The following is a 19,068-nucleotide window of genomic DNA, read 5'->3' on the forward strand; positions in this document are numbered from 1 at the left end:
GATCCATGATTCGCTCACAGCGCTGGAAGGGTGCCGCGTTCACGGTGCCCTTCCAGCTCGGGTTCGTCTTTCTGTATCTGCTCCCCATCGGGTACGCCGTCTATCAGTCGCTCTACCACGAGCAGCAGTCGGGGCTGGGGCTCGGCGGCGCCACCGAGAAGTTCGTCGGTCTCGACAACTACGAGGAGGGGCTGACCGATTCGGCCTTCATGGGGTCCGTGCTGCGGGTGGTGCTCTTCGCCTGTGTGCAGATCCCGGTGATGCTGCTCATCAGCCTGGTGCTGGCGCTGCTCCTGGACGCGGCCACGGCCAAGGTCGCCGGCCGGTTCCGGATTCTGCTGCTGGTGCCGTACATGATCCCCGGTGTGGTCGCCGCGCTGGTGTGGATCAACCTGTACAGCCCGGACGTCGGCCCGCTGACGCCGCTCGGCGACTTCTTCGGGTTCCACTGGAACTTCTTCTCGCCGTCCATGGTGTGGCCGTCCATCGGCAACCTGCTGACCTGGCACGGCATCGGCTACAACATGGTGATCATCTACTCCGCGCTGCAAGGCGTGCCGCGTGAGCTCTTCGAGGCGGCGCGGCTGGACGGCGCCTCCGAGTGGCGGATCGCGCGGAGCATCAAGGTGCCGTTCGTGCGGGGCGCGTTGGTGCTGACCGGCATGCTGTCGATCATCCAGATGCTCCAGATCTTCAACGAGCCGGCGCTGTTCCGGAACATCACTCCGCAGACGGTCGACGACAGCTTCACCCCGATCATGATCATCTACAACCAGGCGTTCAACGCCGGTAATTACCACTACGCCGCGACCCTGTCGGTGCTGCTCGCGCTGATCCTCGGCGTCGGCTCCTTCCTCTTCTACCGGCTCACTTCGAGGGAGGTCGACTGATGACCATGACCGAAGAGCGCGCGGCGACGACCGGCAAGGTGCATCGCCTCAACCGGCCCGATCCCGCCGCTCGTTCGCGGGGCGGCCAGCGGTTCCTGCTCGTCGGGCTGGCGCTCGCGAGCATGTACAGCCTCTTCCCGGTGTGGTGGCTGATCGTCGCCTCGACCAAGGACCGTACCGGGCTCTATCAGAGCAACGGGCTGTGGTTCTCGGATGGTTGGCATCTGTGGGACAACCTGCGTCAGCTGTTCACGTACAACGACGGCATCTTCCTGCGCTGGACCGCCAACTCCCTGCTGTACGCGGGGGTCGGCTCGCTGGGCGGGACGCTGCTGGCGCTGGCCACGGGATACGGGCTCGCACGCTTCCAGTTCCCGGGTCGCAACCTGGTGTTCGCGTGCGTGGTCGGTTCGTTCCTGATCCCGATCGCGCTGCTCACGCTGCCGCTGTATCTGCTGTTCTCGGAGATCGGGCTGGTCGACACGCCCTGGGCGATGCTGATCCCCTGTCTGATCAACCCGTTCAGCGTCTATCTGGCGAAGGTCTACACCGAGGCGACCATCCCGTACGAGCTGCTGGAGGCGGCCCGGATCGACGGCGCCGGTGAGCTGCGGATCTTCTTCAGCATCGTGCTGCGGATGATGACGACGGGCGGGGCGACCGTGTTCCTGCTGGCCTTCGTCAACACCTGGAACGCCTTCTTCCTGCCGCTGACCGTGCTGCGCGGCGAGGAGAACTGGACCCTCAACCTGGGCCTGTACAACTGGTCCGGCAAACGCCTGGAGTCCGGCGTCGACCTGACCAGCCTGGTGCTGACCGGCGCCCTGCTGTCCATCGTGCCGATGGCGATCATGATGGTCGCGATGCGCCGCTACTGGCGGTCCGGCGTGACGCTGGGGGCCCTGAAGTGACCGTGCTGCGCAACCCGGTCATCCGCGGGTTCGCCCCCGATCCCTCGCTGGTACGAGTCGGTGACTGGTACTACGTGGCGACCAGTTCCTTCGAGTGGTTCCCGACCCTGCCGATCCACCGCTCGCGCGATCTCGCGCACTGGGAGTACGCCGGGCACGTCCGGGGCGCGGTCCCGGGCGGCTCGCTCGCCGGGGTGCCCGACTCCGGTGGCGTCTGGGCGCCCTCGCTGAGCTGGGACGGCGAGCGGTTCTGGGTCGTGTACGCGGTGGTGCGTTCGGTCGGGACGCCGTACTTCGATCTGGACACCTATGTGAGTACGGCGCCGGCGGCGGACGGTCCCTGGAGCGCTCCCCGGCGGGTCGCGAGCCACGGCTTCGACCCGGCGCTCTTCCATGGCGAGGACGGCCGGCTGTGGCTGCTGAACATGCAGAGCGACCACAGGCCGGGCGGGCGGCGGTTCGCCGGGATCGTGCTGACCGAGCTGGACCGCGAGACGCTGGTCCCGGTGGGTGAGACACGGCTGCTGCTCCAGCACGAGCGGCTCGTGGAGGGGCCGAAGCTGCTGAAGCGCGGGGACTGGTACTACCTCGTCCTCGCTGAGGGTGGCACCGGTTTCGAGCACGGGGTGCTCGTCGCCCGCAGCCGCACCCTCACCGGGCCGTACGAAGCCGACGACCGGCCCCTGCTGACGACGCGCGACGACCCGACGGTGCCGCTGCAGAAGGCCGGGCACGCCGAGCTGGTGGAGACGCCGGACGGGGAGTGGTTCCTCAGTCATCTGGCGGCGCGTCCCCTGCGCACGCCGGAAGGACCGCGCTGCCCGCTGGGGCGGGAGACGGCCGTCCAGGCGGTCGTGTGGGACGAGGACGGGTGGCCCAGGCTGCGGCACGGCGGGCATCATCCGGCGGTCGAGGTCGACGTACCGACAAAGGAACATGTCGTCCAAAGCGGGTCTGCCGAGGGGCCGTTGGGGTGGCCGTGGAGTGCTCTGCGCGAGGCCGTCGACCCGTCCTGGGCGGACGCCGAGGCCCGGCCGGGGTGGATCCGACTGCGGGGGCGGCACGGTCCGGAGTCCCGTTGGGCGCACAGTCTGCTCGGCCGGCGGATCACCGAGCACCGCGCGGAGGCCGAGGTCACCGTCGAGGCCCGGCCGCGCAGTTTCACCGAGGCGGCGGGGCTGGTCCTCTGGTACAGCGCCGAGGCGTATCTGGCTCTCGACCTGACCTGGGCCGAGCCCGCGGGTGAGGGGCAGCGCGGTCAGCAGTGGCAGGGGGCGGGGCGTACGGTGCTCAGCCTGGTGGAGCGGGACGAGGACGGCATCCGGCAGGTGGCCCTGGCCGAGGTCGACGCCGGCCGGCCGGTCACGCTGGGTGTGGGCGTCGAGGACGGGGCCGCGCGCTTCTGGTACGTCGCGGACGAGGGGCGGACGGCGATCGGACCGCCGCTGGACTTCACCAAGCTCTCCGACGACCACGGATCGAGACTGCGCTTCACCGGCGCGATGGCCGGCATCCACGCCGTGGACCTGGTGCACGGGGCGTTCACGGCCGACTTCGGCGGGTTCCGGCTCAGCTGCCACGGACAGTAAGCGCGTTCACTCTTTCGAAAGTCACGGACCACACAGGGGTGCCAGCCCCCGTCAACGCTGACCTCAGCCCGACCCCTTCCGGACTCTGCGGGGTCAACTTAGGGTAGGAAGCGCTTACTGTTTTCCGCGCTGGTCGAAACTTTCCAGGGCCCTCGGGCGGGCCGGAGAGGTGGTTCCCGATGGTCCGTACGGGAGGTACGAGCGTGGCGGCCGGGCCGACCCTCGCGGTCGTGGCCCGGGAGGCGGGGGTGTCCGTGCCCACCGCCTCCAAGGTCGTCAACGGTCGTGAGGACGTCGCGCCCGAGACGCGACGCCGGGTCACGGAAGCCCTGGACCGACTGGGATACGTCCGCCGACCCCGGTTCGACGCGGCGAAGCCGCCGGGCCTCGTCGACCTCGTCGTGCACTCGCTGGAGACCTCCTGGTCGGGTGCGGTGCTGCACGGGGTGGAGGAGGCGGCCCACGACGCGGGTCTGGAGGTGGTCGTCTCCGCGGGGCTCACCCGCAGCCGGGGCGGACGCCCGGAGCGGGGCTGGCTGGACAAGCTCATCGCCCGTGGTTCGTCAGGGGTGTTGTTCAATCTGGCCGAGCTCACGCCGTCGCAGTACGCCTGGCTGGAGCAGCACCGCATCCCGTTCGTGATGATCGACCCCGTGCTCGAACCGCCGCCGGGCGTGGTGTCGGTGGGCGCGGCGAACTGGCAGGGAGGGGTGACCGCGGCCGAGCATCTGCTGACGCTGGGCCATGAGCGGATCGCGATCATCGCCGGGCACCGGCGCAGGATGTGCAGCACCGCCCGGGTGGCCGGCTACCGCTCGGCACTCGCCTCCGCCGGGATCCGCCAGCGCCCCGAGTACGTGCGGTACGCCGGCCTCGACGAGGCCGAGGCGCACCACCGCATGCTGGAACTCCTCGACCTGCCCGAGCCGCCGACGGCCGTCTTCGTCTGCTCGGACCGGATGGCGCTCGGCGTCTACGAGGCGCTCGCCGCCCGGGGGCTGCGGGTGCCGGACGACATGAGCGTCGTCGGCTTCGACGACCTCCCCGAGTCCCGCTGGCTCGCCCCGGCGCTGACCACGATCCGCCAGCCCCTGTCGGAGATGTCGGCGACGGCCCTGCGCCTCCTGGTCCGCATGATGGACGGCAAACGCCCCGAGGGCACACGGACGGAGTTGTCGACGCGGCTGGTGCAACGCACGAGCACGGGGCGCCCGCGGGACTGACGCACCCAGGTCCCGGCGCCGGACAGGCCCTGGGACTTGTTGGGCCGAGACATGATGATCACGCTATCGCCTCACGGCGGCCGGTTCCCGATGTCCGCCCGCTGGTAGCCTCTGCACGCGCTGACCAGCGCAGCCGTCCTGGAATCGGTCCTGCGGCTCCGTTCTTGGAAAGAGTGACGTGATCAAGCGGGTGCACATGACCGCCGGAGTGGTTTTGGCGGCAGTCATGGTTTCGTCCGGATGCGGCGCTACGACATCGGACGAAGCGAAGCCCGGTCCGCAGCCTGCGTCAGGTGAAAGCGGCGGCAAGCAGAGTTCGCGTCCGACCGCCCCTTCCACCCCCACGGCGTCCCCCTCCGTCGCTGCTGCCCGGCCTCTGAAGGACGGCACCGCCGTGCTCACGCACTGCGCGGACGCGGACGACCCGTACGCGACCGTCGCGGTCCGGAATCCGAACGGGCGCCAGGGTCTCTTCGCCGTGAGAATCAGCTATAAGACGGCAAACGGCTTCACCATGGCCGAGACCTACGACCAGGTGTCGGTGCCTGCGAAGAGCAAGGCGGAGCTCCGGGTGGCCGTTGCCAGTGCGGGCCCCGTGGACGAGATCGCTCGCTGTGAGGTCAATCCACGGGCCACCGCAGTGCGGTGACGGCCACAGAGCTCACCTCGTCCCCGAACGGCCTGGGCGCCGCGCGACGATGGGACGCGTGATCGCCCGGACAGACCCTAGTCGAGCCTTGCCGCCCAACTGATGCCGCCCAGCAGATGGGCGCGGAAGTCCGGGTCCTCGTAAGCCTCGGGGGCGTGGCCGAGGGCCGTGTAGAAGACGCGGCCCGCGCCCTGTTCGCGGCACCACACGAGGGGGTGGTCCGGGCCCATGCCGCCGCCGTCGTAGGAGGACTCGTCGGCGGACGCCAACACCCGTACCGTTTCACGCGGGTTGGTGCGGAAGTCGTACCACTCGTCGGTGAACTCCCAGACGGGGGGCAGATGCCGGGTGGCGGGGTGGGTACGGTCCTCGATCAGCGCCTTGCCGGGCTGGTGGGCGGGGTGGCGGTCGAACCAGGTCCCCAGCATCTCGCCGTAGTAGGGCCAGTCGTACTCGGTGCAGGCCGCCGCGTGGATGCCGACGAAGCCGCCGCCCGACTCCAGGTAGGCGGCGAGGCGCGCGCGGCCGGGGTCGGTGAGGACCTCGCCGCTCGTGGAGAGGAAGACGACGGCGGCGTACCCGTCCAGGGGTGCCTCAAGGGCGGCGGGGTCCTCGGTCGCGTCCACCGCGAAGTCGCCGAGGGTGCGTAGGGCGGCGATGCCGGCCGGGATGGAGTCGTGCCGGTAGTCGGTGGTGCGGGTGTACAGGAGGAGCCGGGGAGCCATGTGGTCGAGCCTAAGCGAGGGCGGGGCGGGGTCCCAGGTCGTCAGGGGATGCGAAATTTTCGGGGTGACCGCACAGGTGTTCCCCTGCTCGTGCGGCGTTGCGTAGCCTCGGCGGGGATGAACACGATTCCCGCACGACTGGACCACCTGGTTCTGGCGACCCCCGATCTCCTGGCGACGGTCGCCGACTTCACTCGGCGCACCGGGGTGGCTCCGGCGCCCGGCGGGGTGCATGTCGAGCTCGGTACCCGCAACTTCCTGGTGGCGCTCGGCGGTTCGGCCTATCTGGAGATCATCGGCCCCGACCCCGAGCAGCCGGCGCCCGAGGGCCCGCGCCCCTTCAGCGTGGACGCGCTGAGCGTGCCGCGCACGGTGACCTGGGCGATCAGCCCGCCCGACCTGGACGCGGCGGTGGCGACCGCCCGGACCCGGGGCTACGACCCCGGCGACATCCATCCCATGAGCCGCCGCACCCCCGACGGGACGCTGCTGGAGTGGCGGCTGACGGACGGCGACACCCAACACCCCTCCGGACTGGTGCCGTTCCTCATCGACTGGGGCACCGCACGCCACCCGTCCGCCTCCGGCCTGCCCAGCACTCCCCTGCTCGCGCTCTCGGCGACGGCTCCCGACCCCGGCGAGATCCGCCGTCTGCTCGCGGCCCTCGACACCGAACTCCCGGTCACCGAAGGCCCGGTGGGGCTCAGCTTCACGGTGGACACCCCACAGGGCCAGGTCACCTTCGGCTGACGGGGTGGGAGCGGAGGGCGTCAACCTCACCCGCCCGCGCGCACCGCCATCAACAGCCCGCTCGCCCAGTCCAGCCGCACGGTACGGACGTCCTCGCGCGCCTCCAGGTCGGCCAACAGCCTTACGACGGACGCCTCGTGGTCCTCGGGCCAGCCGGGCTGCGGGGTGAGGTCGTCGACCAGATAGGTCCCGCCGGGGGCGACGAGTTCCAGAGCCCGGTCCAGGTGGGTGAACTTGCCCGGCCAGGTGTCCGCGAAGACGAGGTCGAAGGGCTCTCCGTCGTAGTCCTCCAGCCACGTGCCGCCGTCGCCGACGACGAAGGTGACCCGCGGGTCGGCCCCCAACTCGGCCTGGGCGACGGCCTGGTACCCGGCGTCGAGTTCGACACTGACCAGCCGGGCGGCCGGGCCCATCCCGCTGAGCAGCCAGGCCGTCCCCTCCCCCACCCCGGTGCCGAGTTCGAGGATGCGGCCCCCGGGGCGGCTCGCCGCGAGCACGGCGAGGAGGCTCCCCGTGCGCTCCTCGCAGGACATGGTGAAGCCCGCGTCACGGGCGCGGGCGCGCAGGGCGGTGAGGGCGGCGGGCAGGCGGCGAGGAGTGTCGTCCATCGGCCCATGATGGGAGGGGCGCGGCGGCCCGGGCAAGGACGATTTCCCGGCACCCGGGCGCGGTGTCCGATTCCTTCAAGACCACGGCCGTGGGCCCTGCCTGCGGTGGCCGTATGACTCCACGATTCGACGCCATCGGCCTGGTCGTCTCCGACATGGCCGCCTCGGTCGCCTTCTACCGCAGGCTCGGTATCGCCTTCCCCGCGGGCGCGGCGGACGAGCCGCACGTCGAGGCCCAACTCCCGGGCAGCGTGCGCCTGTTGCTGGACACCGAGGCGACCATCCGCTCCTTCCACGCGGACTGGCGGCCACCGACCGGGGGCGGCAGCCGCAGCGGCCTGGCCCTGCGCTGCGACAGCCCCGCCGAGGTGGACTCGGTGTACGCGGAGATGGTCGACGCCGGTCACCACGGCGAGCTCAAGCCCTGGGACGCCTTCTGGGGCCAGCGGTACGCGACCCTGCACGACCCGGACGGCAACGGCGTCGACCTGTTCGCCCCGCTACCGGCCGCCGAGTAGCTCTCCGAGCGACAGTCCCGTCAAATCCCTTACGTCCCGGGCGAGATGGGCCTGGTCGGCGTACCCGGCGCAGGCTGCCGTCTCGGCGTACGGCACCCCGCGCCGGGCCAGCCGCAGCGCCCGCTGAAGCCGTAGCACCCGGCCCAGCGTCTTCGGCCCGTACCCGAACGCGCCGAGACACCGGCGTGCGCCGAGCTCCAGATGATCGGCGGTGGCGGCGACGGTCCGCCCGGCGGCGAGGGCGCTGACGACCTCGCCGAGCAACGGATCAGGGGCACCGGCATCGGCCGCGAGACCGAGGGCCACCTCTTCGAGCCCGCTCGCGGGATCGGCGGCGGCGTTCACGCGCGAGGTGAGCTGCCGTACGCGCGCCGCAGGCCACAGGTCGGCGAGCTCGACCCGCCGGTTGAGCACTTCACGGGCGGGGACATCGAGAAACGTGGGCGCGGTCCCGGGAAAGAACCGAACTCCGGCCCAGCCACTCCGCTCGCCCCCGGTGACGTAGGCGCGGGTATCGGGCCCGGCGACGAGCAGCCGGCCGTCGTGCCAGAGCAGATCCATGCACCCATCGGGCAGAACACGTCCGGACCCGGTATCGGAAGGGGTACTGGCCCAGACGACGGCACCGGGAAGCCTGGAGCTCCACTCCGAGTACATGAAAACCAAGGTACTCGCCGACGCGCCTACGCCCCCCTCCCCCAATGCTCCTGAGGACTCACCCCGTACACCCTCTTGAACGCACTGGACAGAGCGAACGCACTCCCGTACCCCACCTGCCGAGCGATCGCCTCCAACGTCGCGTCCCCCTCCCGCAGCCGGTCCGCCGCCAACGCCAGCCGCCACCCCGTCAGATACGTCATCGGTGGCTCCCCCACCAGCTCCGTGAACCGTCGTCCCAGCGCCGCCCGCGAGACCCCCGCCTTCGCCGCGAGCGACGCCACCGTCCACGGATGCGCCGGATCGTCCTGGACGAGCCGCAGCGCCCGGCCCACCACCGGGTCGGCCAGCGCCCGGTACCACGCGGGGGCCGCCCCCTCGGGGCGGGCGAACCAGGCGCGCAGCGCGGCGATGACGAGCAGGTCGAGGAGGCGGTCGAGGACCACTTCCTGGCCGGGTTCGTCGCGGACGATCTCCTCCATGAGCAGGGGCGTGAGCGGGCAGTCCCACACCTCGGGGGTCAGTGTCAGCAGCGGCGGCAGCGCGTCCAGCAGGCGCCCGCTGACCTCGCCCTGCCACAGATACGTGCCGATCAGCATCACGGCCGACCCGTCGAGCCGGTCGCCCCAGGTGCGTACGCCGAGGTCCATGACGCCGTTGAGGGAGCGCCCGTCGGGGTAGCGGCACTCCCCGCCCGGCAGGATCAGCGCCTGCGGCTCCGTACCGGGGTCGTCGGCGCAGGTGTAGGGGTCGGGGCCGCGGGCGATGGCGAGGTCACCGGCGCGCAGTCGTACGCTCCCCCGGCCTTCGGAAAGGGGGACCCCCATCTCGCTTCGCTCGCCCGCGTCCGGCATGATCCATGCCTCGCCGCGGACCATGACCATGACGGTGAGCGGGGCGCGGTCCTCGACGCGCACGCTCCAGGGCGGTTCGAAGCACGCCCGGATCATGAAAGCGCCCCGAGCGCGGGGCCCTTCGAGAAGACCTGCGAGAGCGTCCATGGCGTCAGCGTAGACGCCCGCGCATGGGAATGAGCCGTTCAGCGATGGGGTCTTGGGGCGCGTGGGCGTTGACTCGGGGGCATGACGGAGAACACGCAGCGGGACATGACAGTGGTGGTGACCGGCGCCTCCGGTCGTACGGGCAGCCGGGTGGCGGAGTCGGTGCGGGCGGCCGGGTTCGAGGTGCGGGCCGCGTCCCGGGCGCGGGGGTTCGACTGGGAGGACCCGACGACCTGGGCGGACACCCTGCGGGACGCGGACGCCGCGTACCTGGTGTACCCCTCCGACGTGGGTGCCCCGGCGGCGACCGAGGGGGTCGGGGCGTTCGCCCGGGAGGCCGTGGGGCTCGGCGTGCGGCGGCTGGTGCTGCTGTCCGCGCGGGGTGAGGAGCAGGCGGGGGCGACCGAGGAGGCGCTCAAGGCGTCGGGGGCGGACTGGACCGTCGTACAGGCGTCGTGGTTCTCGCAGAACTTCAGCGAGGGTCCGCTGGTGGAGGAGGTGCGGCACGGCGGGCTGACGTTCCCGGCGGGTGAGGTGCGAGAGCCGTTCATCGACGTGCGGGACATCGCGGACGTGGTGGCGGCGGTGCTGTCGTCCGGGGAGCGGTATGTGGGGCGGTCGGTGGAGGTGACGGGGCCGCGGTTGTTGTCGTTCCGGGAGGCGGTCGCGGAGATCTCCGAGGCGACCGGGAGGAAGCTGACGTACACGCCGGTGCCCGCGCGCGCCTACGGGGAGGCGCTCGCCGGGTTCGGGGTGCCCGTCGAGGAGGCGGAGTTCCTGGTGGAGGTGTTCGAGGGGCTGCTCGACGGGCGGAACGCCCGGGTGACGGACGGGGTGCGTCAGGTGCTGGGCCGGGAGCCCCGGGACTTCGCGGAGTTCGTACGGGAGTCCGCGGCGGCCTGGAGTTAGGGGTTACGAGCCGTCGGGAGACTTGTGCGGGGGATGCGTGCTCTTCACATGGGTGCGCAGCCTCGACGTCACGTCCTCCGGCGGGAGGAAGCGCGACCAGCGCTCCGGGAACTCGGACGGCATGTCCGGGTCGTCGGGGTCGTCCGGGTCGGTCTCCCGGTGGGCGGTGGCGCGGGCGACGTACTCGGCGACCTGCGCCTCCCGGACGCGTTCGTTGGCGGCGCGGGCCGCAGCCGTGGCGGCGGCCGGCCAGACGCGGTCGATGGCGGCGTTGACGGCGGCGCCGACGAGGACGGCGAAGGCGGAGACGCCGATCCAGAGCATGACGGCGACGGCAGCGGCGAGCGAGCCGTAGATCGAGGCGCCCTCGATGGTGTTGGTGAGGTAGATGCGCAGCAGGAAGCTGCCCAGCACCCACATGGCGAGGGCGACGAGGGAGCCGGGGACGTCCTCGATCCAGGGGGACCGGACGGGGACGGAGACGTGGTAGAGCGTGGTCAGGAAGGCGATGGACAGCACGATCACCACGGGCCAGTACAGGATCTGGACGACCGTCGCCGACCACGGCACGATCCGGACGACGGCGTCGGGGCCCGCGACCATGAGGGGCAGTGCGATCGAGCCGATGACCAGGGCCGCGAGGAAGAGCAGGAACGCCACCACGCGGGTCTTGACGATGCCGCGGACGCCGTCGAGGCCGTACATGACGGTGATGGTGTCGATGAAGACGTTCACCGCGCGGGAGCCCGACCACAGGGCGAAGAGGAAGCCGATGGAGATGACGTCGGGGCGGCCGCCCTTCATGACGTCGTCGAGGATCGGCTGGGCGATCTGCCGGACGCCCTTGTCGGACAGGACGGTGCGGGAGGCCTCCAGGAGGTTGGCCTCCAGGCTGCTGATGGAGTCGGTGCCGGTCCAGTCGTCGACGTAGCCGAGCAGGCCGATCATGCTGAGCAGCAGCGGCGGCACGGACAGCAGGGTGAAGAAGGCGGCCTCGGCGGCGAGGCCGAGGATGCGGTACTCCATGCAGGAGTTGACGGTGTCCTTGAGCAGCAGCCAGGCGGTCCTGCGCTTGGAGACGTCTCGGTAGAGGGCACGCGCCCGGTGGAGACGGCCGGAGGGGGGCCGCTGGGGGGATTCACTTGCTGGCTGCACGACCTAAAGGTATCCGCCGTACGAGGCTGCACTCATCCCCCACGGGGCCGCGACCGAGGCGATTCGGTCCATTTTCCTGTCATGCCCGCGATGGCCGAATGATTCGGTCACACATATGAACACCCTGCTGGGGAATTCGACGGAGCCCGGAAATCGCCAATGCCCGAGATTGCCTTGAATGGGTCATGAATCTCCGGAATCGTTCCGTATCGCATACGTTGCCTGGGTCAGCCTCCCCCCTGCCCACCCGAAGTGGAGAGGTGAGGCCATGAGCACGATCCCGCGGTGGACCCGCGACCCCAGGCCCGGCACCGCGGAGTACACGGCGCCGCTGCCCGAGGGCCTGCCGGCGGGCCCCGCCGCCGTCCGGGCGGCGCACGCCAAGGTGCTGGCCGCCCTGTCCGCGGCCCCCGGCGACCCGGCCCTCCGCGTCGACGTCACGGACCGCGGCCGCGACCGCGTCCTGCGACTGCGCTACCGCACCGACGTCCTCGACCGCGAGGCCGCCGCCCGGATCGCCGGCTACCACCTCGCCGCGCTGGCCGCCCCGGTCCGGCACAGTCTGCTGTCCGAGACCGAACTCCGTCACCAACTGGAGGAGTTGGCCGGCCCGCCCCGGGAGCTGCCCGACCGGCGCGTGCACGAACTGTTCGAGGAGCGGGCGGCCCGGCACCCGGACGCGGTGGCCGTCGTCTCGTCGGCCGGGCAGCGGACGTACGGCGAACTCAACTCCCGGGCCAACCGCATCGGGCGGGCGCTGCTCGCCCACGGGCTGCGACCCGAAGGCGTCGTCGCCGTGCTCCTGGAGAACCTCGACTGGCCGGCCGCGGTCCTGGGCATCCTCAAGGCGGGCGGGGCGTGTCTGCCGATCGGGTCACGTCTCCCCGTGGGGCAGGTGCGGACGATGCTCGACCGCGCGGACTACAGCCTGCTCCTCGGTCCGGACTCCGTGGCGGCCGCCTACGCCGAGGACCACGCGGACACCGACCTGGGCGTCCCGGTGGCCGCCGACGGGCCGGCCACCCTTCACTTCACGTCCGGGTCCGCCGGTGAGCCCAAGGGCGCGACGGGCGAGCACGCCGGATTCGCCAACCACGTCCTCGCCAAGATCGACGACCTGGGCCTCGGCGCCGGCGACGTGGTCGCGCAGACCGCGCCTCCGTACCGCGCCGGCTCCCTGTGGCAGCTGCTGTCCCCCCTCCTGGCGGGCGGGCGGACGCTGCTGGTCGAGCCGGAGACGGTCCGGGACGTGCCGCGGTTCCTGGACACGATCGAGTGCGGCGGGGTCTCCGTGGTGCAGACGCGTCCCTCGTATCTGGAGTCGATGCTCGCCGAGTTGGAGCGGCGCCCTCGCGAACTCCCGCGGCTGCGCCGGGTGGTGGCGACAGGTGAGCCCCTGCGGACGGACCTGGTACGGCGCTGGTTCACGGCCCTGCCGTCCGTCCCGCTGGTCAACTCCTATGGGCTGCCCGAGACTTCCGGTGACACCCATCACGAGATCCTGCACGACGTGCCGGCCGGCCACTGGGTGCCGCTCGGACGGCCGATCGCCAACGTACGGGTGTACGTCGTCGACGAGCGGCTGGTGCCCGTGCCGCTGGGCGCTCCCGGCGAGATCGTGTTCTCGGGCGTCTGCGTGGGCCGCGGATATGTCAACGACCCCGAGGGGACGCGAGCGGCGTTCACCGAGGACCCGTACCGGCCGGGCGAGCGGCTGTACCGCGGCGGCGACCGGGGACGCCGGCTGCCCGACGGGAAGCTGGAACTCCTCGGGCGACGCGATGAGCCGGCTAGCCGGGATCCCGGCCGACCGCACGGTCCGAGAGGAACCGCCCTGGCATCGCTCTCCACGCGCCTTGGGCTGTACTAGGTTCGCAGCATGGCAGGCAGCACGCACAAGGTGACCAACCAGCCCCCGCCCTTGACCGGCCACGACGTCTTCACCACGGACAGAGCCCTGGTCGCGGCGGTCGAACGGCATGTGACACCGGATTGCCTCGACGAGGTCGTGGGCGAACTCGCGGCCCTCGGGCGCGCCTCCGGCGCCGCCCAGGTCCAGGAATGGGGCGCGCAGGCGAACGAGAACCCGCCCCGCCTCAGGACCCATGACCGCTACGGCCACCGCGTCGACGAGGTCGAGTTCCACCCCGCCTGGCACCGCCTCCTCGGCAAGGGCGTCTCCGCCGGCCTGACCGCCGCCTGGAACCGTCCGGCGGGCCATGTGCGGCGCGCGGCCGCGTTCCTGGTGTGGACGCAGGTCGACGCTGGCAATCTGTGCCCGCTGTCGATGACCCACGCGGCCGTACCCGCCCTGCGTACGGAGCCCGAGCTGGCGCGGGAGTGGGAACCCCGGCTCACATCGATGATCTACGAGCGTGAACCGCGCCCCGCGCACCGGAAGGCCGGCGTCCTGTTCGGGATGGCCATGACGGAGAAGCAGGGCGGCAGCGACGTACGGGCGAACACGACGACGGCGACGCCGCTCGCGGAGGAAGCGACCTACGCGCTGACCGGGCACAAGTGGTTCTGCTCGGCGCCCATGTCCGACGGCTTCCTCGTCCTGGCCCAGGCCCCGGAAGGCCTCACCTGCTTCCTCCTCCCCCGCGTCCTGGAGGACGGCAGTCGCAACACGTTCCGCATCCAGCGGCTCAAGGACAAGCTGGGCAACCGCTCCAACGCCTCGGCGGAGGTGGAGTTCGACGGGACGTGGGCGCGCCGGGTCGGTGAGGAGGGGCGCGGGGTGCGGACCATCATCGAGATGGTGACGGCGACCCGCCTCGACTGCGTCCTCGGTTCGGCCGGCCTGATGCGGCAGGCGGTGGCCCAGGCGATCCACCACTGCACACACCGGGAGGCGTTCGGCGCGAAGCTGGTCGACAAGCCGCTGATGCGGGCGGTGCTGGCCGACCTCGCGGTGGAGTCGGAGGCGGCGACCACGCTCGCGCTCCGGCTGGCCGCCGCGTACGACGACGGCGGTGAACAGGAGCGGGCGTTCCTGCGGATCGCGGTCCCGGCCGCCAAGTACTGGGTGACCAAACGCTGCGCCCCGCTGGTCGTGGAGGCCGCGGAGTGCCTGGGCGGCAACGGCTACGTGGAGGACTCCGGCCTCCCCCGTCTGATCCGCGAGTCCCCGCTGAACTCCATCTGGGAGGGCGCGGGCAACGTCCAGGCCCTGGACGTCCTGCGCGCCCTGCAACGCGAGCCGCTGGCCTTCAACGCCTACCTCCAGGAGGTGGGCAGGTCCCGAGGCGCCGACCACCGCCTCGACGCGGCGATCAAGGACTTGCTGACGGACCTGGCGGACCTGGACGGCATCGAGGCGAGGGCGAGGCGCCTGACAGAGCGGCTGGCCCTGGTCCTACAGGGCTCGCTGCTCGTCCGATTCGCGCCACCGGAAGTGGCGGACGCGTTCTGCGCCTCAAGGCTGGGCGGAGACGCGGGCGCAACCTTCGGAACCCTGCCGTCAACGCTGGACCTGACGTCAGTGGTGAATCGGGCACGTCCACTGGTCCGACCCTAGGGGCGCGGGGAACTGCGCGCCCAGCCACAACGGACCCGCAGACGCCAACGCACCTCAACCAGGCACCCCGAACCGCGGCGGCGGGGGTGGTGCTGCGCCGACACGGCACCACCCCCGCCTTGGCCCGTTCGAGGCCGCGAACGCCGCTCGGGACGGCGTCGCTCAAGTTTCAACCAGCCACGCCCGGGTCCACCAGGGTTGCAAGGGGTTGCAACTTGCTGCTGTCTGTGGCCGGACTGTGTCCCTCCGCGAGGGACGAACGGCACCATGAGACGAACAGTCAGGACGGACACCGCCCGTTGGCCGAAAGCCGACGGGAAACCGGTTGTCCGCGGCCCCTCCGGGAGGACCAGTGGCGCTGTCGCCGACGGACGTCGCCCAGCTAGCCGCCGTGGACGCGGCGCGCGCGGCGCGGGTGCTGAGCGACGTCCGCTCCGCCACGCTCTCCGGGCAGCGGGTGCCCGTCGCCCCGCGGCCGGTGATCGAGCAGTCGTGGGACCGGATGCTGCGCGGCGGCGTCGATCCCGACCACGACTTCCGTACCGGGCTGCTGCCCCGGGAGGAGGTGCAGCGGCGCCGGGAGTCCTCGGAGCTGAGGCATGTCCTGCCGGTGCTGCGCGAGGGACTGCTTTCGGTCGCGGACGTCGCGCACCACATCATGGTGGTCGCCGACGAGGAGGGCCGGGTGCTGTGGCGGGAGGGCAGCTCGCCGGTGCTGCGCAAGGCCGACGGGACCGGGTTCGAGCTCGGGGCGGACTGGCGGGAGGGTGTGATCGGCACGAACGGCATCGGCACCCCCGTGGTGGCGCGCCGGCCGGTGCAGGTCTTCGCCTCGGAGCACTTCGTCCGCTCGCAGACCTCCTGGACCTGTACCGGGGCGCCGATCATCGACCCGCGGGACAGCCGGCTGATCGGCGTGGTGGACGTGAGCGGTCCGCTGGAGACGATGCATCCGGCGACGCTCGCCTGGGTCGACTCGGTGGCCAAACTCGCCGAGGCCCGGCTGCGCGAACTGCACCAGTCCACCCTGGAGCAGCTGCGCGCGACGGCGGCGCCGGTGCTGGCGCGGCTCGGCGGGCGGGCCGTGGCCGTGGACCGGGACGGCTGGACGGCGGCGGTGACCGGGATGCCGTACCAGAGCCGGGTCGGGCTGCCCAAGTCGCTGTCGCCGGGGCAGCGGTGGCTGCCGACGCTGGGGCTGTGCACGGTGGAGCCGCTGGCGGGGGGCTGGTTGATCCGGGCGGCGGACGAGCCGGGGCCGCCGGGCACGACGCGGATCGTGCTGGATCTGTCGCAGCCGCGCCGCTGGTCGATGACGGTGTCCGGGGGTGCCGGCACCTGGAGTCACGAACTGAGCCCCCGCCATGCCGAGTTGCTGTACCTGCTGGCCCTGCGCCGCAGCGGGCGCAGCGCGGCGGAGCTGGCCGACGACCTGTTCGGCGACCCGGCCCGTACGGTGACGGTGCGGGCGGAGATGTCACGGGTACGGCGCTATCTCGGGGGGTTTCTGGAGCATCGGCCGTATCGTTTCTGCGAGGACGCGGAGGTCGAGGTGCTGCTCCCCGACGACCCGCGCGACCTGCTGCCGCACTCCACGGCCCCGGCGGTGGCCGGGAAACGGCTGTCCCGCCAGGCACCTTGAGGCCACCCGAGTCCACGAAATCGCCCGCCGGAACACCCAAGAAGCGGCATCTTCCGCATATTTGCAGGGTCTTCGTCCCCGGCACGCCCGGACTGCCGTAGCATCCCTCTACGGGCCACCCCACCTGCTCCTTGGTCAACGCACGGATCACCAGGCGCAGTTGGCCCGCCTCGGGAGGTACGAGATGATGCATCGCGGCAGACACCGCAGGCGGAAGCGGGGCAAAGCGCTGCGCGCGTTCCTGGCCGGAACCGCCCTCGCGCTCACCGCCGCGGCCACCATGATCAGCGCCTCACAGGCCACCGTCGCCGCGGATCCCGGGGCCCTGAAACCGCTGGCCACCGCCGCCGAGACCGACACGCTGCGGCTGCACGAGCAGCTGGAACCGCGGTCCACCCTCGACACGCTGGCCACCGAGATGGGCAGGCCGGAGGGCGTGAGCGCCGTCCTCGCCGACGCCGACCATTCCCTGCGCGACTCGGCCGACTGCACGGCGACCGAGCGCAGGGCGCTGCCCGTCGAGCCGACGGCCACCCGCGCGTACTGCTGGGACGCTGCCGACACCCGCTCCTGGCGCCCGGGCGCGGTCACCACCTCGGGCGACGCCGACGACGACGGCCTGTGGGGACAGAACCGGGTGATCCTCTCCGCCTGGAACCAGGGGGCGCACGACCTGGCCCGGGTCGCGTTCATCGACGCCAACGACCTCGACCGCCTCACCTACTCCTGGGTGCTGCTCGCCGTCCCGGTCGACGGGGGCCGCGACTACCGCGCGCTCGACTCCCAGGTCTCCGGCATGGTCTGGTACCAGGACAAACTGCTGGTCACCTCCGCCGACGGGTTGTACGTGTACGACATGAACCGCGTCCAGCGCGCCACCACGGACGCGCCCGCGGTCGGCCGGGTGAACGGCGGCTGGGCGGCGCACGGCAACCGCTGGGTGCTGCCCGCGGTCGGCGTCTACCGCGCCGGCACCACGCACCCCGACTATCTCTCCCTCGACCGCAGCACCTCCCCCGACAGCCTGGTCGCGAGCGACTGGGTGTCCAAGGACAGCGACCGGAACGTACGGCTGTGGCGCTACGACCTCAGCGCGTCCTCCGACCGCGCCGGACTGCTCACCACCGACGCGGCCGGGTTCACCCCCGTCGACGAGGCGTACGAGACGAAGGCACCCGGCGTCGGGGCCGTGCTGTCGTACCGCTCCGAGTGGTATCTGGGCCGCACCGCGACGGACGAGGACGGCCGCGGGACGCTGTGGCGGCAGGACGCGACCGGCGCCCGGGCCACCCACTGCGGCACCGACGAGTCCACCCGCTGCTGGAGCGGGGCGGCGGAGTCCCTGTCGTACTGGGAAGCGACCGGCGAGGTCTGGTCCCAGTCGGGACAGGCGCTGTTCGCGCTGCCACTGAGCACGATCGACAGATCCCTGACCTAGATGGTTGCCTGGGGGGCATGTCCAACATCCCCGTGACCACCTGGTCCCTCGAGCAGACCGCCCCGACCGACCTCCTTCCGGCCGCCGCGCCGGAGGGCGATGTGCGGATCGTCCGCTCCGAGGTCCCCTCCCCCGAGTTCAGCCGTTTCCTGTACGCCTCCGTCGGCGGCGACATCCGCTGGATCGACCGGCTCGGCTGGTCGTACGCCCAGTGGGAGGAGCACCTGAACCGGCCGGGCGTGGAGACCTGGGTGGCGTACGACCGGGGCACCCCCGCGGGGTACGTGGAGCTGGAGCCGCAGGACGACGGGGTCGTGGAGATCGTCTACTTCGGGCTGATCCCGGGCTTCCGCGGGCGGCGGATCGGCGGCCATCTGCTGTCGTACGGTGCCGCGCGCGCCTGGGACCTCGCGGACCGCTGGCCGGGGCTGACCGACACCAAGCGGGTGTGGCTGCACACGTGCAGCCTGGACGGCGAGCACGCGATGACGAACTACCAGCGCCGGGGCTTCACCCTGTTCGACACCAAGGTCGAGGAGCAGCAGGAGGTGGCCGCGACCGGCCCCTGGCCGGGTGCGCACCCCGCCTGACCTCGGGTTTCCGGCATCCGGCATAGCGCGGCCGACCCGCGCCGACAAGACCTCCCGCAGCGCATGTGATCGACGCCACCCTTGTCTCGACCTTCGAGACAAGGGTGTCCGCATGATGGACGAAGCTGGACTGTGTCCAGATCGCCGTGACACGCTTCCGTCATGTCTGGAACTGGAATTGCCTTGGTGAGTCGGCGGCACGTCGACCTCGGCCGCATGTCCAGCGCCATCTGTCCGGCGCGCTGACGAGCCGCAGCCCGCCGACATCTCCTGAACTCTCTGTTTCCCCCGCG

General features: G+C 71.6%; 19 protein-coding genes. 14 read left to right on the top strand and 5 right to left on the bottom strand.

Annotated features, from left to right (window positions below; translation table 11 throughout):
* Positions 1–5: 5 nt before the first annotated feature.
* The 5 genes from OG885_RS11060 (at position 6) to OG885_RS11080 (ending at position 5,262) form a co-directional block, all read left to right on the top strand.
* Positions 6–890, top strand: coding sequence for a carbohydrate ABC transporter permease (locus OG885_RS11060; protein WP_405729811.1), 885 nt, complete (start codon positions 6–8; stop codon positions 888–890).
* Positions 890–1,801 (top strand): carbohydrate ABC transporter permease, encoded by a 912-nt coding sequence (locus OG885_RS11065; protein ID WP_405729814.1) that lies wholly within the window; start codon positions 890–892, stop codon positions 1,799–1,801. Before OG885_RS11060 ends, OG885_RS11065 begins: the two co-directional genes overlap by 1 nt.
* Positions 1,798–3,390, top strand: a complete 1,593-nt coding sequence (locus OG885_RS11070; RefSeq protein ID WP_405729817.1) for a glycoside hydrolase family 43 protein — start codon at positions 1,798–1,800, stop codon at positions 3,388–3,390. The genes OG885_RS11065 and OG885_RS11070 overlap by 4 nt, the downstream gene beginning before the upstream one ends.
* A gap of 179 nt (positions 3,391–3,569) precedes the next feature.
* The gene (locus OG885_RS11075; RefSeq protein WP_405729820.1) at positions 3,570–4,613 is read left to right on the top strand and encodes a LacI family DNA-binding transcriptional regulator; all 1,044 of its coding nucleotides are present in this window, start codon (positions 3,570–3,572) and stop codon (positions 4,611–4,613) included.
* Between the two features lie 178 nt (positions 4,614–4,791).
* Positions 4,792–5,262 carry a hypothetical protein gene (locus OG885_RS11080; protein WP_405729823.1) on the top strand — a complete coding sequence of 157 codons (471 nt, stop codon included), beginning with the start codon at positions 4,792–4,794 and terminating at the stop codon, positions 5,260–5,262.
* 77 nt (positions 5,263–5,339) lie between these two features.
* Here OG885_RS11080 and OG885_RS11085 read toward each other — a convergent pair whose 3' ends face one another.
* Positions 5,340–5,987, bottom strand: coding sequence for a ThuA domain-containing protein (locus OG885_RS11085; RefSeq protein ID WP_405729826.1), 648 nt, complete (start codon positions 5,985–5,987; stop codon positions 5,340–5,342).
* A 117-nt stretch (positions 5,988–6,104) separates the two neighbouring features.
* Between OG885_RS11085 and OG885_RS11090 the strand changes: the two genes are divergently transcribed.
* A complete protein-coding gene (locus OG885_RS11090; RefSeq protein WP_405729829.1) occupies positions 6,105–6,737 on the top strand; it encodes a VOC family protein in 633 nt (210 codons plus the stop codon).
* A 26-nt stretch (positions 6,738–6,763) separates the two neighbouring features.
* Here OG885_RS11090 and OG885_RS11095 read toward each other — a convergent pair whose 3' ends face one another.
* Entirely contained in the window at positions 6,764–7,345 is a 582-nt protein-coding gene (locus tag OG885_RS11095; RefSeq protein WP_405729832.1) for an O-methyltransferase, read from the bottom strand.
* A gap of 113 nt (positions 7,346–7,458) precedes the next feature.
* On the opposite strand from OG885_RS11095, the gene OG885_RS11100 reads away from it, so the two are divergent.
* Positions 7,459–7,863: a VOC family protein gene (locus tag OG885_RS11100; protein ID WP_405729835.1), complete on the top strand. Its 405-nt coding sequence runs from the start codon at positions 7,459–7,461 to the stop codon at positions 7,861–7,863.
* On the opposite strand, the gene OG885_RS11105 is transcribed toward OG885_RS11100, so the two are convergent.
* Positions 7,846–8,520 carry a DUF6597 domain-containing transcriptional factor gene (locus tag OG885_RS11105; protein WP_405729838.1) on the bottom strand — a complete coding sequence of 225 codons (675 nt, stop codon included), beginning with the start codon at positions 8,518–8,520 and terminating at the stop codon, positions 7,846–7,848. The two genes, OG885_RS11100 and OG885_RS11105, sit on opposite strands and share 18 nt — an antisense overlap.
* 26 nt (positions 8,521–8,546) lie before the next feature.
* Complete coding sequence (locus tag OG885_RS11110; protein WP_405729841.1) at positions 8,547–9,521, bottom strand: AraC family transcriptional regulator; 975 nt, start codon at positions 9,519–9,521, stop codon at positions 8,547–8,549.
* An 81-nt stretch (positions 9,522–9,602) separates the two neighbouring features.
* On the opposite strand from OG885_RS11110, the gene OG885_RS11115 reads away from it, so the two are divergent.
* Positions 9,603–10,430: an NAD(P)H-binding protein gene (locus tag OG885_RS11115; protein WP_405729844.1), complete on the top strand. Its 828-nt coding sequence runs from the start codon at positions 9,603–9,605 to the stop codon at positions 10,428–10,430.
* A gap of 3 nt (positions 10,431–10,433) precedes the next feature.
* Here the strand turns inward: OG885_RS11115 and OG885_RS11120 are convergent, their stop codons facing one another.
* The gene (locus OG885_RS11120; RefSeq protein WP_405729847.1) at positions 10,434–11,585 is read right to left on the bottom strand and encodes a YihY/virulence factor BrkB family protein; all 1,152 of its coding nucleotides are present in this window, start codon (positions 11,583–11,585) and stop codon (positions 10,434–10,436) included.
* Between the two features lie 268 nt (positions 11,586–11,853).
* Here OG885_RS11120 and OG885_RS11125 point away from each other — a divergent pair, with 268 nt between their 5' ends.
* The 6 genes from OG885_RS11125 (at position 11,854) to OG885_RS11150 (ending at position 19,021) form a co-directional block, all read left to right on the top strand.
* Positions 11,854–13,455 (top strand): AMP-binding protein, encoded by a 1,602-nt coding sequence (locus tag OG885_RS11125; protein ID WP_405729850.1) that lies wholly within the window; start codon positions 11,854–11,856, stop codon positions 13,453–13,455.
* A 9-nt stretch (positions 13,456–13,464) separates the two neighbouring features.
* Positions 13,465–15,105, top strand: a complete 1,641-nt coding sequence (locus OG885_RS11130; protein WP_405729853.1) for an acyl-CoA dehydrogenase family protein — start codon at positions 13,465–13,467, stop codon at positions 15,103–15,105.
* 352 nt (positions 15,106–15,457) lie between these two features.
* A complete protein-coding gene (locus OG885_RS11135; RefSeq protein ID WP_405729856.1) occupies positions 15,458–16,747 on the top strand; it encodes a GAF domain-containing protein in 1,290 nt (429 codons plus the stop codon).
* A 184-nt stretch (positions 16,748–16,931) separates the two neighbouring features.
* Positions 16,932–18,185 carry a hypothetical protein gene (locus tag OG885_RS11140; protein ID WP_405729859.1) on the top strand — a complete coding sequence of 418 codons (1,254 nt, stop codon included), beginning with the start codon at positions 16,932–16,934 and terminating at the stop codon, positions 18,183–18,185.
* 17 nt (positions 18,186–18,202) lie between these two features.
* Positions 18,203–18,775, top strand: a complete 573-nt coding sequence (locus OG885_RS11145) for a GNAT family N-acetyltransferase (RefSeq protein ID WP_405729862.1) — start codon at positions 18,203–18,205, stop codon at positions 18,773–18,775.
* Between the two features lie 162 nt (positions 18,776–18,937).
* Positions 18,938–19,021 carry a putative leader peptide gene (locus OG885_RS11150; protein ID WP_310591794.1) on the top strand — a complete coding sequence of 28 codons (84 nt, stop codon included), beginning with the start codon at positions 18,938–18,940 and terminating at the stop codon, positions 19,019–19,021.
* Positions 19,022–19,068: the final 47 nt, after the last annotated feature.

Origin of the sequence: Streptomyces sp. NBC_00028, from assembly GCF_045041065.1 — a bacterium.
GTDB lineage: Bacteria > Actinomycetota > Actinomycetes > Streptomycetales > Streptomycetaceae > Streptomyces.